The following is a 14,795-nucleotide window of genomic DNA, read 5'->3' as shown; positions in this document are numbered from 1 at the left end:
ACACGCCCTCTCGCGCCCGGTCTCACGCTCCGCCGTGGGCCGACGGGGGCTCCGGCAGTTCCTCGATGGCGTGTTCGGCGAGAACGCCGGTCTTCCCGCGCTGGACGAACCAGTAGTAGGTGAAGCCCCCGACCGCGACGACGCCGACGAACAGGACTCCGCCCCAGCGCAGGTACCAGTGCTGGGGCCCGGTGGCGTTGTAGACCTCGGCGCGCGGCCACAGCAGGTTGACCGTCATCGCGGCGCCCCAGAGCACGGCCAGGATGTTGACCGGCAGGCCGAGGCGGCCCAGCGAGAAGTGGTCGGCCGCCGACGTCCAGCCGCCGCGCAGCCGCTGTACCAGCATGGGCAGGGTGACCAGCAGATAGGCGACGTAGATCATGACGATGGCGATGCTGGTGACGACGGAGAAGATCTGCGGCTGGTTGATGTTGACGACCAGGATGGCGATCGCCACGAACCCGATCAGACAGGTGGCGAGGACCGGAGTCCGGAACCTCGGGCTGAGTCTGGCCAGCTTCGAGCCGGCCGGCAGGTTGTTGTCCCGGGCCATGGCGAAGGCCAGCCGCAGACCGGCGGTCTGCACGGACAGCGCGCACACGGTGATGGCGATGACGACGCACCACAGCACGGCCTGGCCGACCGTCTGGCCGAGCGCGGCCTTCACCACGTACTGCAGACCCTCCACGGACAGCTGCTTGGCGTGCAGATCAGGGGTGGCCAGCAGCGCGAAGAGCAGGATCAGGCCGCCGAGGACGAAGGAGGCGATGAGCGCGCGCAGGATGGCGCGCGGAGCGTTGCGTGCCGGGTCGATGGACTCCTCCCCGAGCGAGGAGGCAGTGTCGAAGCCGTACATCACATACGCCGAGGCGAGCGAGGCGGTCAGAAACGCGCCGAGGTATCCGAGCGTCTGCCCCTGGCCGTAGCCCTCGGTGTGCACGATGGCGCTCGGTCCGCGCGTGATGTGTGCGGCGAGCAGTACCACCAGCACCACGGCGGCGATCAGCTCGATGAAGACTCCGGCGGAGTTGATGGTGGCCATCAGCTTCACCCCGAAGGCGTTGACCAGGGTGGTGAAGACGATCAGGATCGTGCCGAGCAGCACGGCGTTGGCAGCCGCGTCGTACTTGCCCGTGCCGTCCCCGACGACCTGGAAGACACTGGAGATCTGAGGCAGCGTCAGCTGGTAGGCGAGGGCCACGGCGGCCAGTGACACCATGGTCGCGATCGTCATCATCCAGCCCGCCAGCCAGCCGACGTGCGGACCCCCGGTGTACTTGGACCAGTTGTAGACCGACCCCGCGACGGGGAAGCGGGCGGCGAGCTCGCAGAAGCACAGAGCCACCATCAGCTGGCCGAGGAAGACCATCGGCCAGGACCACCAGTAGCCGGGCCCGGCGAAGCTGACGCCGAAGTAGAACAGCTGGAAGGTGCCGGTCAGGATCGAGATGTAGCTGATTCCGGCGGCGAAGGTGTGGAAGTTGCCGAGCGTACGCTTGAGTCCGGGCTTGTAGCCCAGCTCGGTGAGTGCCGCGTCGTGGTCCAGGCCGCCGCTCGCGGCTGGTTCCGGTCGATCGGGCGGGACGTCCGGCATAGCGGTTCTCCTGGTTCCGTACGGACGGGGTGCACGGCGGCGTGGTCACTCCTCGGACGGCCGGGTCACTCGAACCACCGTTGCGGCCGGGGTGCCGTGTTGCGCCAGATGTGCTTGGCCTCCTGGTATTCCGCGAGTCCCGCCGGTCCCAGCTCCCGGCCGACGCCGGACTGCTTCATGCCACCCCACTCGGCCTGCGGCACGTACGGATGGAAGTCGTTGATCCACACCGTCCCGGCGCGCAGCCGGGACGCCACACGATGGGCGCGCTCGGCGTCCTGTGTCCACACCGCTCCGGCCAGGCCGTAGACGGTGTCGTTGGCGAGCGCGACCGCCTCGGCCTCGTCGCGGAAGCGCTCGACGGTCAGTACCGGACCGAAGGACTCGTCGCGCACCACCGACATGCCGGGGGCGCATTCGTCGAGCACGGTGGGCGGATAGTAGAAGCCGTCGCGCAGCGCCGGGTCGTCGGGGCGTGCGCCACCGCAGCGCAGGACGGCACCCTCGGCCACTCCGGCGGCCACGTACGCCTCGACCTTTTCGCGGTGGGCGGCCGAGATCAGCGGTCCGGTACGGGCGTCCTCGTCGAACGGGCCGCCGAGCCGGATCTGCCGTGCCCGGCGCACCACCTCGTCCACGAACGCGTCGTGCAGCTCGTCCTGGACCAGCAGCCGCGCGCCCGCCGAGCAGACCTGCCCGGAGTGCAGGAAGACCGCCATGAGGGCGTAGTCCACCGCGGTGTCGAATTCGGCGTCGGCGAAGACGATGTTGGGGTTCTTGCCACCCAGCTCCAAGGCGATCTTCTTCACCGTGGGGGCGGCCGCCGCCATGATCCGCCGGCCGGTGACCAGGCCGCCGGTGAACGACACCAGGTCCACCCGCTCGTCGGAGCTGAGCGGCGCGCCCGCGGTGGCGCCGGCCCCCAGCACCAGATTGGCGGCGCCGGCCGGCAGCCCTGCCTCGGTGAGCGTCCGCATCAGCAGGATCGCTGTGTGCGGGGTCAGTTCGCTTGGCTTGAGGACGAACGTGTTGCCCGCGCCGAGAGCCGGGGCCACCTTCCAGGCGGTCTGCAGCAGCGGATAGTTCCACGGGGTGATCAGCGAGCAGACGCCGACCGGCTCGTGCACGATCCTGCTGTCCGCGGCCGGGTTGCCGGTGTCGACGACACGGTCAATACCACCGGAGGCGACCAGGTTGCCGAAATAGCGGAAGCAGGCCGCGATGTCGTCCATGTCGTACTGGCTCTCCACCAGGCGCTTTCCCGTATCCAGGGATTCGGCCCGGGCGTACGCCTCCTTGTCCCGCTCCAGCAGGTCGCCGACGCGCAGCAGCAGCCGGCCGCGTTCGGCGGCCGGAGTGTGCGGCCACGGCCCCCGGTCGAACGCCTCGCGGGCGGCCGCCACGGCTGCGGCCGCGTCCTTGGGCCCGGCCTCGTCGACGGCGGCGACGAGAGTGCCGTCCGCCGGACAGCGGATCTCGCGCACCCCGCCGTCGACGGCGGACGTCCACTGGCCACCGATGAACAGCTCCGGCATGGCATCCCTCCCGGGCTCGCATGAGGAAGCAGGGTGGCCGGCGAATACGGCCTGTGACGAGCTCCGAGCTCAGCCTAAGTGGCCTGGATCACAGCTGCGACATGCGCGCCGCCAGTCGGCTCAGCCTCGCCCGGAGGGGTGGCCGTGGGGTGGCCCGCAGCGGTCGCCCGGACAGTGTGGGGACCGGCCTGCCCCGGTGAGGGTCAGTCCTGGTCAACCATGGTGGATGCGGCGGGGCCGTTGCCGAATCCGCTGGGACCGTTGGCGGCGGATTGGCCTGCGCCATCGAGGCTGAACTGCATGTTGCCGTCAAGAGCCGAGGGGGAAGTGTCGTCAGCGGTGGCCATGCCGGCGCCGCCGAGGACGACGGTGGCGGTCAGGGCGGCTGCCGTGAGGATGGATCGGATGCGCATGTCTTCTCTCCTGGTTGGTCGGGGACGCCGTGCGTCGACGCCCAACTGAAGGCATGCGCGGAAGGGCAAGGTGTTACGCAGGTTCTGGAAGAACTGCACCCGACCAGGCCATCCCAACGACGTGACGAGCACATACGAACACGGCAGTCACAGTCACCCGTGGAGCGAGACGCCGCGCCGGGCCAGATAGTTCACGGGGTTGATGTCCGAGCCGTATCCGCGCCGGGCCCGGATCTCCAGGTGCAGATGCGGGCCGGTGGTGCGCCCCGTGCTGCCGCTGTCCCCGATGCGGGCCCCCGTCGGGATGCCGGCGCCCTTGCGCGTGCGGATGCGGTTCAGATGGGCGTAGACCGCGTAGTGCCCGTCGGGCATGCGGACGGTCACCGCGTTGCCGTACGAGCCCGACCGGGCTGCGAGGACCACGGTGCCGCCGCCCACCGCGTACACCGGCGTCCCTCGCGGCACCGCGAGGTCGATGCCCGTGTGGTGCCCGCCTTGCCAGTTGCCTCGGGCTCCGTAGCGCTCGGTGACCCGGTAGGCCCGCCGCAACGGCAGCACGCCCTTGCTGGGCGGCGCGAACCGGTCCGAGTCGTCCGGCAGCTGGGAGTCCCCAAGGGCGAGCGCCTCCTCGAACTCGGCGTCGTACTCGATCAAGCAGTCGTCATCGGGGAGCGCGGTGGCCTCCGGCGCCGCCGTCCCCACGGCGAGGGTGCCGCCAAGGAGCGCCATGGCCATACCCAGAGCGTCACGTCGTGTGGTGCCCGCCTCAAGCGGGCGGTCTATGTGGTAGCCCATGCCCGTCAGGACATCGCCAGCGGGCCCGACTCGCAACGCTGGTTGGGCCGTACGAGTGCGACGGCACCGCGGGCCGGGGGCTCGGCGTGACGACGGACGGGTTGTCGTTCCCCGGATGTCGGCACGTCAGGTCTGGGCAGAAGTGTCCTGTTCCATGTCCTCGTCGTTGGCGAGGTATGTCGAGAGCTACCAGACTGAGCCGTCGCCTTGCGGTGACGCTCGCAGGCCCGTTGTCCCTCCTTCTGGCATGCGCGTCCACCACGGCCGCGCACGCCACCGGTGAACCATCCGAGAAGATCAGCCCTGTTGGCGGCTATGCGGCCCTGGGTGATTCGTACGCCTCGGGCGTCGGTTCCGGACAAGCCGATGGGGACTGCCGTCGCAGCTCCCTCGCCCACCCCGCGTTGTGGGCCGCCGGGCACCATCCCGGGCGGTTCGACTTCGCGGCCTGCTCAGGGGCGAGCAGCGCCGATGTCACCGCGACGCAGCTGTCCGGGCTCGACCGCGGCACGACGCTGGTCAGCATGACCGTCGGCGGCAACGACGTCGGTTTCGCCGACGTCATGAAGACGTGCACCCTGAACAGCGAGAGCGCCTGCCTGGAGAGTGTTGCCCGATCCGAACACGCCATGGACCATGACCTGCCCGGAAGGCTCGATGCCGCCTACCGTGCCGTCAAGGTCAAGGCGGCACACGCCCGGGTGGTGGTGCTCGGCTACCCGCACCTGTTCACCCGAGGCGCCTGCCTGATGGGGCCGGTGAGCGGGCGGGAACAGTCCGCGCTCAACACCGCGGCCGACCACCTCAACCGCGTCACCAAGGACCGTGCCCGCGCGCACGGGTACGTCTTCGCCGACGTCACGGCCGCCTTCGCCGGCCACGAGATCTGCTCCGCGGACCCGTGGATCCATGCTCCGTCACTCTTCACCGCGGACGTGGCCTACCACCCCACCGCGGAAGGCCAGCGCGAGGGCTACCTCCCCGCCTTGACGGCAGCGCTCAGTCCCTGACTGACGGGCACGGCGACGGGGGAGGAAAGCGTTCGGTGAGGGTGCCGTCCAGTGAGCTGGGCAGAATGGCCCGCGTTCTGCAGGAGTTGCAGAGCCGCGGGCCATCTGCCGCGCCCGGTGACGACGTCGCACGGGAATCAAGGTTGGGTGCTAAGCGGGCTTGTGGAAGTCCGATGCGGCACAGCGCCCCAAGCGGCACAGCGCCCCAAAGGGGCGCGGGGAACTGCGCGACCAGCCCCCACCGGCCCGCAGATGAAGCACTCCACTTCCCGCGGAGCGCCTAGGACTGCGGCCGGTGCGTCATGATCAGCTCGAACTCCTCCAGGCACCGCAGCCTGGCGTTCAGCCTCTTGAGGGACGCGCCGCGGATCGCCGACTGCGGCCCCCGCGTCGCGGCCAGCGTGGCCTTGTCGCGGAACATCGCGCCGACGTGCGCGCGCCCCGTCGCGGTGTTCAGGAAGAGCGTCGCACTGACCGCACCGTCGAGCGCCTCCAGCTGGGGACGGCCCAGCTCCTCGAACGTCTGCTGGTACGCGGGCGCGTCGGACGGGTCGAACTCCACGTACCCGGACCGCATCCACATGCCCGGCGCGATCTTGGGCGCGGGCGTGTACGACACGGCCTCCCAGTCGTCGGCGGTCACGGTGTCCGCGAAGGGCGCGAGCAGCCCCAGGCGGCGCTCGCGCAGCCGCGCGTCGCTCTCCGTCCGGGCACTCTCGCTCTCCCACCACGAACCCATGAGGATCTTGCCGAGCTCACGGTCCGCAAACAGTCCGAAACGGTGGTATCCGGGGTTCTGGGTGAGCAGCCCGGGAGCCTCGCTACGAAAGGCGTCGAGCACACCGTCGAGGTTGGCCGGGTCGCCGGTGGCGTAGATGGTGCGCACGTACCAGGTTTGCATGGGTCGTCCTGTCAGAGGGGGGAAGGTCCCGCGGCGGTGGCGCGCGGCTGTCTTCCATGCGAAGGCGAACCGCACTGGTCCGCGATGTGAGTGGCCCATTCGGCCTACCGGCGCCCGCCGCCACACCCGGCCCGATGACCTGACCCAGGGGCCGGGGATGTTGCCCCGAGCTCCGCCGATGTCACAACTGCCAAGAGTTGCCAGCGAGTTGAACCGGACGCTCTGGCTGTCGGAGGCCCTGCATGCCCGTCGCGCCCGCGGTGAAGGGGGATCGTCGGGCCTCGCCCATGACCGGTCTCCGGATCACTCCGTACGGTGCCGGACCCGTGCGCCGGGTCGAGGCTGCGGCGTACACGGTCCGTGACCAGCCTCGGCCGGCTGTCGGCGATGGACGGCGTGCCTCCGGCAACTGATCCCCATAACGTGTAACGGCCTCAACAGGCCGCCATTGAAGGGCACTTGACGTATCTCTGGACTGTTCATCTCAACACGTGTAACGAGCGAGTCGCCGGACAGCGTCGCGTGGTGCCGATCGGCGATCGCCAGTTACACAACGTTTATCGACTCATTATGGCGGCGGCCGAAAATCCGCTATAGCCTCCGTCGTAGGTGGAGAAGCCGTCCACTCGCCGCCTCCCATCCGTGGAGTGCGGCCCGGCGCCCGGCCGTTGCGCGAACCCGTCGCGCGGCCCGGCCGCAGTGTTCGCGCACTCCGCTCATCAAGCTCCGCCCCGGCGCAGTCCGCTTCCCGGGGCATCCGGCGCCGTCCGCGCACCCGCGAGCGAGTTCACCCATGCACGATTTCGACTGCACGATTTCGACGAGGTGAGCATGGCAATGTTCCGACTGGTGGTCAGACGTCTGCTGTCGTCGGCACCACTCCTGTTCCTGGTCTCCGCCCTGACCTTCGTTCTGGTGTCCCTGGTCCCCGGAGACCCCGCCCGCACGATCGTCGGCCAGCACGCCACGGTCGATCAATACCGGTCCGTGCGCGCCCAGTTGGGCCTGGACGACCCCTTACCCGTCCAGTACTGGGACTGGCTCGTGCGGGTGTTCCACGGCGACCTCGGGGCCTCGCTGTTCAGCGGGGAGGAGGTCACGTCGATGCTGAACAACCGGCTCCCCGTCTCCCTGTCCCTGGTTGTCGCCGGGACCGCCGTCTCCGGCATCCTGGGCGTGGCACTGGGCCTGCTCAGCGCCCGGCGCGGCGGCTTCCTGATCCGGGCGGTCGACCTCCTCTCCCTGTTCGGCCTGGCGGTTCCGGCGTTCTGGTTCGCCCTCGTCCTGATCGCCGTCGGGGCCGTGAAGCTGCGCTGGTTCCCGGTGACCGGCTACGTGCCCTTCGCCGACGATCCGGCCGAGTGGGGACGCTCGCTGGTCCTTCCGGTCCTCTCCCTGTCGCTCGGCGCGGTCGCCGTCATCGCCAAGCAGACCCGCGACTGCGTACTGGACTGCTTCGGCCGGGACTTCATCCGTGTCATGCAGGCCAACGGCTTCTCCCGCCGGTCGATCCTCTACCGGCACGTCCTGCGCAACGCCGCCGTTCCGGTGGTGACCGTCCTGGGTGTCGTGCTCGTGAGCCTGCTCGCCGCCGCCGTGTTCGTGGAGACGGTCTTCGCCCTGCCGGGGCTCGGCAGCCTCACCCAGCAGGCGACCGTCCAGCACGACATCCCCGTCATCCAGGGCGCCGTTCTGTACATCACCGTCCTCGTCGTGCTCGTCAACCTGCTGGTGGACGTGGCCTACAACCGCCTCGACCCCAGGGTGCGTGCCCGATGAAACGTTCCACGACGACGCGGCGGGACCGCACGACAGCGGGCGGGAAGGCCCCGCGCCGACCCCCGCTGATCCGCCGGGTGCTGCGTCGCCCGCCCGGCGCGGCCGCCCTCGGCTGGCTGGTGCTGCTGACCGTCGCCACCCTGGCGGCCTCCCTGCTCGTTCCCCACGGGCCGCTCGACCAGGACCTGGGTCATGTACTGGCCGGCCCCGCCGCGGGCCATCCGCTGGGCACTGACAATCTGGGCCGCGACCTGCTCAGCAGGGTGCTCTTCGGCGGCCGCTCCACCCTCCTGGCGGTCGGCGAGGCCCTGTTGGTGTTCCTCGTCATCGGTGTCACGGCGGGACTGGCCTCCGGGTTCCTCGGCGGCTGGGTGGACTGGCTGACGGTGCGAACCGCCGACCTGCTGTTCGCTCTGCCCGGCATCGTCATCGTCCTGGTGGTCCTGTCCGTGTTCCCCGGCAACCTGCACGCCGCGATGATCACCTTCGGCGTGCTGGGGAGCCCCGGGATGATCCGCGTACTGCGCGCCCAAACCCTCGGCATCCGCGAGGAGTTGTACGTCGCCGCCGCCAAGGTCGCCGGTCTGACCCAGAGTCAGATCCTGCGGCGCCACCTCCTGCCCCGGGTGATCAGCACCGTCATCGTGCAGGCCGCCCTCTTCGCCGCGATCGTCGTCGCCATTCAGGCGGGCCTCGGCTTCCTGGGCCTCGGCGCCCAGCCGCCCGAGCCGTCCTGGGGCGGTCTGGTGGCCGACGCCTCCCAGGCCATCGACCGCGCACCGTGGATGCTCGTCCCCACGGGTGTCCCCCTGGTCCTCACCGTGATGGCACTCGCCCTGCTCGGCGACGCGGTCCGCGACGCGGCCGTCGAGGGCTGGGCGGTGTCCAAGATCGCGCCGTTCGCGTCCTCTCCCGCCCCCGAGCCGGACGTCTCGCCCGCGTCGCCGACGGACGTACCGGACGACACGGCCCTGCTGTCGGTGCGCAACCTGTCGATCGAGATCGGCGGCATCCCCGTCGTGCAGGGAGTGAGCTTCGGCATCAGGGCGGGGGAGACCGTCGGAATGGTCGGCGAGTCCGGCTGCGGGAAGTCGGTGACCTCGCTGGGGATCCTGGGACTCGTGCCGGGCGGCGGGAGGATCGCCGACGGCCGGGTGCTCTTCGACGGAACCGAACTCGTCGGCTCGGCCGACGCACTCGCCCAGGTACGGGGAACCGGCATCGCGTACGTCTCCCAGGAACCCATGGTCGCCCTCGACCCCACCTTCGCCGTGGGGCACCAACTGGCCGAAGCGGTCCGGCGCCACCAGCGGTGCGACCGCCGCACCGCACGCGCCCGGGTGACCGAACTCCTCGACATGGTCAACCTTCCCGACCCCGAGGCGGTCGCCAAACGCTATCCGCACCAGCTCTCCGGCGGCATGGCCCAGCGCGTGGCGATCGCCCTGGCGCTCGCGGGCCGGCCCAGACTCCTGATCGCGGACGAGCCGACGACCGCGCTCGATGTGACCGTCCAGGCCGAGATCCTCGCGCTGTTGCGCAGCCTCCAGGCCTCGACGGGGATGGCGGTGCTCCTCGTCACCCACGACTGGGGCGTGATCGCCGACCTGTGCCACCGGTCCGTGGTGATGTACGCCGGCCAAATCGTGGAACAGGCGGCCGTGGAGGACATGTTCACCCGGCCCTTCCACCCCTACACGGCGGGCCTCCTGGCCGCCAACCCACACCTGGCGGGCGACGGCGAGCCCCTGCCGACCATCCCCGGAAGCGTGCCCGCTCCCCATGACTGGCCGCTCGGCTGCCGCTTCGCCGCCCGCTGCGAGCTGGCCGACGCGAGCTGTACGAAGCGCCCCGTGCCCCTCACCGAACCGGCGCCGGACCGGCTCACCCGGTGCGTCCACTCCCAGCGTCTCACCGAGGGAGGCACCCGCTCATGACCAGCCAACCCCTGCTCAGCATCAGGGACTTGACCGTCGAGTTCCGCCAGGGCCGCCGCACCCCGCCGCTCCGTGCCGTGGACGGCGTCAGCCTGGACATCGCACCGGGGGAGACACTCGGACTCGTCGGCGAGTCGGGCTCCGGCAAGTCCACCATCGGCCGCGCCGTACTCGGCCTGAACCCCGTCCACTTCGGCCAGATCCACTTCGAGGGACACGACATCACCCGTGCCTCGCCCCGCACTCGGCGCGCACTCGGCGCCCGGCTCCAGGTCGTCTTCCAGGACCCGTACTCCTCCCTCAACCCGGCCCGCACCATCGGGCAGACCCTCGCCGAGCCGCTGCTCGCCCAGGGCAGGAGCCGCGGGCGGCGGACGGCGGAGGCGAGCATCGCGGCCATGCTGGAGCGGGTCGGCCTGCCCGCCGACACGGCGGACCGCTACCCCGGCCAGTTCTCCGGCGGGCAGCGTCAGCGCATCGCCATCGCGCGGGCGCTCATGACCGGTCCCCGTCTGGTCATCTGCGACGAACCGGTCAGCGCCCTCGACCTGTCCATTCAGGCCCAGGTGATGAACCTGCTCGCGGAGCTACAGAGCGAACTCTCCCTCAGCTACCTGTTCATCGCCCACGACCTGCCCGTGGTGCGTCACCTTTCGCACCGCATCGTCGTCCTGTACCGGGGCCGGGTCATGGAGTCCGGTCCGGCCGGCCCGCTCTACGCCGAACCGGCACACCCCTACACCCAGGCGCTGCTCGCCGCCGTACCCGAGCCGGATCCCCGCGTCCAGCGCGCCCGCCCGGCACACCGTGCGGCGGCCCCACCGGCCGCCGCGCCCTCCGCCACGGGCTGCGCCTTCGCCCACCGCTGCCCGCACGCGGTCGACCTGTGCCGCAGCGAGCGGCCCGTATTGCTGCCCTTGGAGACACCCGGGAAGACCGGTGCGCCCAGCGGCCGTCTGGCCGCGTGCCATCGCACTCCGGAGCTGCGCCGTCTGCTCCCCGCCGTCCCTCAGCCCCAGTCGTAGAGGAATCGCCATGTTCAAGAAGCACATGACCCAGGGGCTCGCGACAGCGGCGGTGCTCGCCCTCGCCGCCACCGCCTGCAGCGGATCGGGCTCTTCCGGTACTGCGGGGGGCGGCGGACAGGGAGGCACCCTGACCGTTGTCGCCGCCGGGGCACCCGCCAGTCTCGACCCGGCCAAAGCCAATGTCGGCAGCGACAACTGGTTCGTGAACCTCGCCTACGACACCGCCCTGAGACAGGGAGCCAACGGCCGGCTGGAGGCGGGCCTGGCCACCAAATGGGGCTACCTGGGCACGGGCAACACCGACTTCGAGTTCACCCTGCGCGACGGCCTCAAATTCGCCGACGGCACACCGCTGAACGCCCAGGCGGCGGCAGCCTCGCTCAACTACACGCGCAAGAACGGGCTCAACGTCGCCTGGGCCTCGGCCATCGAGTCGGTCACCGCGACCGGCCCGCTCACCGTGCACATCCACTGTTCGAGCCCGCACCCCAGCCTTCCGCAGCTGTTGTCCCAGATCCTGATGATCGGCTCGATGATCAGCCCCAAGGGCCTTGCCGCCCCGGCCACCATGGGAACGCGGTCCTACGGCGCGGGCCCCTACGTGCTCGACAGCGCGCACACCGCCTCCGGCGACCACTACACCTACACGCCCAACCCCAACTACTGGGACAAGACGAAGGTCCACTGGAAGAAGGTGGTCATCAAGATCGTCGCCAACCCGAACTCCGCGCTCCAGGCCGTCCGGACGGGCCAGGCCGACGCCGTGGCCATCACCCCTTCCCAGGCCGACACCGCGAAGTCCGGCGGACTCGAAGTCGTGGGTTCCCCGAGCGTCTTCATGGGCGTCAACCTCGCCGACCGGCAGGGCGTCGTGGCCGAGCCGCTGAAGGACGTCCGGGTGCGCCAAGCGCTCAACTACGCCGTGGACCGCGACGCGATCACCCAGGCCCTCGTGCCGAAGCACGGGCACTCCACCAGCCAGATCACGCTGCCCGGGCTCGACGGTTTCGCCGCCGACTACGACAACCACTACCCCTACGACCCCGCCAAGGCCAAGAAGCTCCTCGCCGAGGCGGGCTATCCGAACGGCTTCTCGCTGAAGGCGGAAACGCAGGGCTTCCTCGCCATCGACCTCGTCACCCAGGCCGTCACCGAGCAGTGGAAGAAGGTCGGCGTGACCACCGAGGTCACCACGGACACCAGCATCGGCCAGTGGCTCGCGAACGCGACGTCCAAGAAGTACCCCGTGCTGGGCTTCGGCTACGGCGGTGCCTCCAGTTACGCCCTGTCCCTGGACTGGATGCTGCCGCACGCAACCGCCTTCAACCCCTTCGCGACCTCCGACCCGAAGCTGACCGCGATGCTGGCGAAGGCCGCAGCAGCCCCCGCCGACCAGCAGTCCGCGCTCTACCAGCAGGTCATGCGGTACGTCGTCGACCGGGCGTGGTTCGTCTCGGTGCTGCGCATGGACGGGCTCTACGCCTTCAACGCCAAGAAGCTGACCGGCTTCACCGCGGCCCCGAGCTACCTCCCCGATCTGGCGTGGGACGTGGCGCCCAAGTAGCCCTGCTCAACGGCGCGACGGGGCCGGAGGCAGGGAACTTCGGGCCGGAGGGCCGTAAACGCGTCCATAGCGGTGCCGTTGGTGGCCAAGAACGTTCGCTTCGGGTGAGGCTGCGCCCGCGACTCCGGGAGGCCGCAGACGGGCACCAGGCGCGCCACCCCCACCCCCCCCATGTGATCGTTCTAGTCTTAATGGGCGCAATATATGACGTTTTCTGCATGTCCCTCGTTCGAGGGGGCGTCCGGTGGATCAGGGTCGGACACGGCGCGGCGTCTGGTGCGGTGCACCGCAACGCGCCGGAGCGTCGTGACGGCGGAGCTGTCGGGAGGTTCCAGCAACACGGCGAGGTGCCGTGCCAGACGCCGCGCCCTGTCCGTGATCCTCCAGGGGCGGCAGGTTCCCCACGGGGCCGACCCGTCCCCCTTTCTGACCCACCGAATGGGAGCACAACCGTGATCAAGCAGATTCTCGCCGGGTCGGCCCTCGCCGTTGCCGCAACGATGGCCGTCGCCGTGCCCGCCTCGGCAGACGCCACCGACTTCGGGACCCGTAACGGTGACACCTTCATCGCCGGCGGCGCGGGCGGCATCCTCAACACCTACGGCGCCCCGCTCATCAACGTCGACGGTCGCTGCCTGGTGCCGATGCCCGAGGGCGAGGGCATCGGCGGGCACCTCCTCGGCGGCCCCAAGGCCGCCTGCAACGCCGCACCCGTCAACCAGTACCAGGGCCCGCAGAAGCTCCTCTGACCCCTCGCCCGCCGACGCGACAAGCTGAGCGAACAGCGGCCCGCGCAGCTCGCCGGGCTCACATTGGGTTGGGCGGGGCGGCCGGGACCGCGGAAAGCCGTTGAACCCGCAGCAAGATCAGGATGGAGAGTGCCCCAAGAGTCCCGAGGCCTCACAGGCCCCGGGACCCTGCACGCTCACGACGCCGCCGACCTGGCCGGGGCACCGGATACACGCGTCCAAACCGGTGCCATCGGCGGCCAAGAACGTTGGCTTCCGGGTGTGGCTGCGTCTCCGGGCGCGGGAGGCCGCCAGCGGACAGCGGACGCATCAGCTCCCCTGCGTATTGGTCCGAATGGGCGCATTTTGTGACGTGTTGTGCTCGTTCTTCGTTCCAAGGGGCGGCAGGTTTCACAAGGCGGGCCTGCCACCTCTTACCAATCCATCGAATGGGAGCACAACCGTGATCAAGCAGGTTCTCGCCGGAGCGGCCTTCGCCACCGCCGCAACGATGGCCGTCGCCGCACCCGCCTCCGCAGCCACGGCGACCCAGGCCCCCAAGGCCCCTGCCAACGCGCTCCAGAACCTCCTCTCCGCCCCTCTCGCGCAGAGCCCGACCACGAGCGGTACCGGCTGCGGCTGCATCGGGGACACCGTGAGCGGCCTCACCGGCAACGGTCCCGCCGGCAACCTGACCGGCACCGTCAGCAGCACCACCAGCAGCCTCACCGGCAACAACAACGGCACTACCGGTAACGGCGGCAACAGCGGCAGCAGCGCGAGCGGCAACGGTGCCACGGACTTCGCCACCCGCAACGGCGACACCGTCATCGCGGGCCAGGACGGAGACGGCGCGGGCGGCATCCTCAACACCTACGGCGCCTCGCTCGTCAACGTCGACGGTCGCTGCCTGGTGCCGCTGCCCGAGGGCGAGGGCATCGGCGGACACGGCCTCACCGGCCCCAAGGCCGCATGCAACCTGGCACCCGTAGACCAGTACGAAGCGCCGCAGAAGCTCCTCTGATCCATCAACCACCAACGCTGCCAGGCTGAGGCAGCTTGGTGGACATCCTGACCCTGATGTCGTTCTCGCCGTGACGAGTGACTTCGTGCAGGCCCAGTGGCTGGTACAGGGCTGGGCCCGCTGGTCGACGACGAGGACGTCCAAGTCAAGGTCTTGGCCCTGGGTTGCGGCGTGGCTCGGGCGGCGATGTCGTCGGCGACGGTGATGCACCGTCTCGTAGGGGGTGCGAGCCGCCTAGCCTCCGCTTCGACGTGGCGGGCGATGCGCCGGACGTGGGGCGTGTCCATTTGAAGGCAATGACTCCAGGGCCCCAGGGCCGGGTTGGCGGCGATTTCCGCCAACTCACGTCACCTCCCCAGGGTTTCGGGTGGCGGTGCCGGGGAGGCAAAGGGTGTTGCCGTCCGGCACGGTCTGTCGAGGGTGGTGGCCTGTTGGTGGGCGTGGCGCGGCGGTTCCGGGGGTGTGCTGTGCTTCCCCCAGGGGCCGC

General features: G+C 70.2%; 12 protein-coding genes. 7 read left to right on the top strand and 5 right to left on the bottom strand.

Going from position 1 to position 14,795, the window contains the following annotated elements; all coding sequences use genetic code 11:
• Positions 1-22: 22 nt before the first annotated feature.
• The 4 genes from OHA17_RS01955 to OHA17_RS01940 form a co-directional block, all read right to left on the bottom strand.
• Positions 23-1,594, bottom strand: coding sequence for an APC family permease (locus OHA17_RS01955; protein ID WP_406503437.1), 1,572 nt, complete (start codon positions 1,592-1,594; stop codon positions 23-25).
• Positions 1,595-1,659: 65 nt separating this feature from the next.
• Positions 1,660-3,129, bottom strand: a complete 1,470-nt coding sequence (locus OHA17_RS01950; RefSeq protein WP_406503435.1) for an aldehyde dehydrogenase family protein — start codon at positions 3,127-3,129, stop codon at positions 1,660-1,662.
• 203 nt (positions 3,130-3,332) lie between these two features.
• Entirely contained in the window at positions 3,333-3,542 is a 210-nt protein-coding gene (locus OHA17_RS01945) for a hypothetical protein (RefSeq protein ID WP_053727965.1), read from the bottom strand.
• Between the two features lie 153 nt (positions 3,543-3,695).
• The gene (locus OHA17_RS01940) at positions 3,696-4,337 is read right to left on the bottom strand and encodes a M23 family metallopeptidase (protein WP_406503433.1); all 642 of its coding nucleotides are present in this window, start codon (positions 4,335-4,337) and stop codon (positions 3,696-3,698) included.
• 230 nt (positions 4,338-4,567) lie between these two features.
• Here OHA17_RS01940 and OHA17_RS01935 point away from each other — a divergent pair, with 230 nt between their 5' ends.
• Positions 4,568-5,347, top strand: a complete 780-nt coding sequence (locus OHA17_RS01935; RefSeq protein ID WP_406503431.1) for an SGNH/GDSL hydrolase family protein — start codon at positions 4,568-4,570, stop codon at positions 5,345-5,347.
• A 280-nt stretch (positions 5,348-5,627) separates the two neighbouring features.
• Here OHA17_RS01935 and OHA17_RS01930 read toward each other — a convergent pair whose 3' ends face one another.
• Entirely contained in the window at positions 5,628-6,248 is a 621-nt protein-coding gene (locus OHA17_RS01930) for an antibiotic biosynthesis monooxygenase (protein WP_406503429.1), read from the bottom strand.
• A gap of 831 nt (positions 6,249-7,079) precedes the next feature.
• Between OHA17_RS01930 and OHA17_RS01925 the strand changes: the two genes are divergently transcribed.
• From OHA17_RS01925 to OHA17_RS01900, 6 genes are all read left to right on the top strand, one after another.
• Entirely contained in the window at positions 7,080-8,027 is a 948-nt protein-coding gene (locus tag OHA17_RS01925) for an ABC transporter permease (RefSeq protein WP_406503427.1), read from the top strand.
• Positions 8,024-9,964, top strand: coding sequence for a dipeptide/oligopeptide/nickel ABC transporter permease/ATP-binding protein (locus OHA17_RS01920; RefSeq protein WP_406503425.1), 1,941 nt, complete (start codon positions 8,024-8,026; stop codon positions 9,962-9,964). Before OHA17_RS01925 ends, OHA17_RS01920 begins: the two co-directional genes overlap by 4 nt.
• Positions 9,961-10,989, top strand: a complete 1,029-nt coding sequence (locus OHA17_RS01915) for an ABC transporter ATP-binding protein (RefSeq protein ID WP_406503423.1) — start codon at positions 9,961-9,963, stop codon at positions 10,987-10,989. Before OHA17_RS01920 ends, OHA17_RS01915 begins: the two co-directional genes overlap by 4 nt.
• Positions 10,990-10,999: 10 nt before the next feature.
• Entirely contained in the window at positions 11,000-12,556 is a 1,557-nt protein-coding gene (locus OHA17_RS01910; protein ID WP_406503421.1) for an ABC transporter substrate-binding protein, read from the top strand.
• A 452-nt stretch (positions 12,557-13,008) separates the two neighbouring features.
• Positions 13,009-13,305, top strand: coding sequence for a hypothetical protein (locus tag OHA17_RS01905; RefSeq protein WP_053727959.1), 297 nt, complete (start codon positions 13,009-13,011; stop codon positions 13,303-13,305).
• A gap of 442 nt (positions 13,306-13,747) precedes the next feature.
• The gene (locus OHA17_RS01900) at positions 13,748-14,308 is read left to right on the top strand and encodes a hypothetical protein (protein WP_406503419.1); all 561 of its coding nucleotides are present in this window, start codon (positions 13,748-13,750) and stop codon (positions 14,306-14,308) included.
• The last annotated feature ends 487 nt before the right edge of the window (positions 14,309-14,795 follow it).

Origin of the sequence: Streptomyces sp. NBC_00212, from assembly GCF_045206365.1 — a bacterium.
Taxonomy (GTDB): Bacteria; Actinomycetota; Actinomycetes; order Streptomycetales; family Streptomycetaceae; genus Streptomyces.
The sequence above is the reverse complement of the archived record's forward strand: the minus strand, read 5'-3'. Positions and strand labels throughout refer to the sequence as shown.

Bases quoted from the DNA above. Each gene is read 5' to 3' on its own strand.
- OHA17_RS01920 (WP_406503425.1), top strand. From the start codon at position 8,024: ATGAAACGTTCCACGACGACGCGGCGGGACCGCACGACAGCGGGCGGG.
- OHA17_RS01915 (WP_406503423.1), top strand. From the start codon at position 9,961: ATGACCAGCCAACCCCTGCTCAGCATCAGGGACTTGACCGTCGAGTTC.
- OHA17_RS01945 (WP_053727965.1), bottom strand. From the start codon at position 3,542: ATGCGCATCCGATCCATCCTCACGGCAGCCGCCCTGACCGCCACCGTC.
- OHA17_RS01930 (WP_406503429.1), bottom strand. From the start codon at position 6,248: ATGCAAACCTGGTACGTGCGCACCATCTACGCCACCGGCGACCCGGCC.
- OHA17_RS01940 (WP_406503433.1), bottom strand. From the start codon at position 4,337: ATGGGCTACCACATAGACCGCCCGCTTGAGGCGGGCACCACACGACGT.
- OHA17_RS01910 (WP_406503421.1), top strand. From the start codon at position 11,000: ATGTTCAAGAAGCACATGACCCAGGGGCTCGCGACAGCGGCGGTGCTC.
- OHA17_RS01955 (WP_406503437.1), bottom strand. From the start codon at position 1,594: ATGCCGGACGTCCCGCCCGATCGACCGGAACCAGCCGCGAGCGGCGGC.
- OHA17_RS01950 (WP_406503435.1), bottom strand. From the start codon at position 3,129: ATGCCGGAGCTGTTCATCGGTGGCCAGTGGACGTCCGCCGTCGACGGC.
- OHA17_RS01925 (WP_406503427.1), top strand. From the start codon at position 7,080: ATGGCAATGTTCCGACTGGTGGTCAGACGTCTGCTGTCGTCGGCACCA.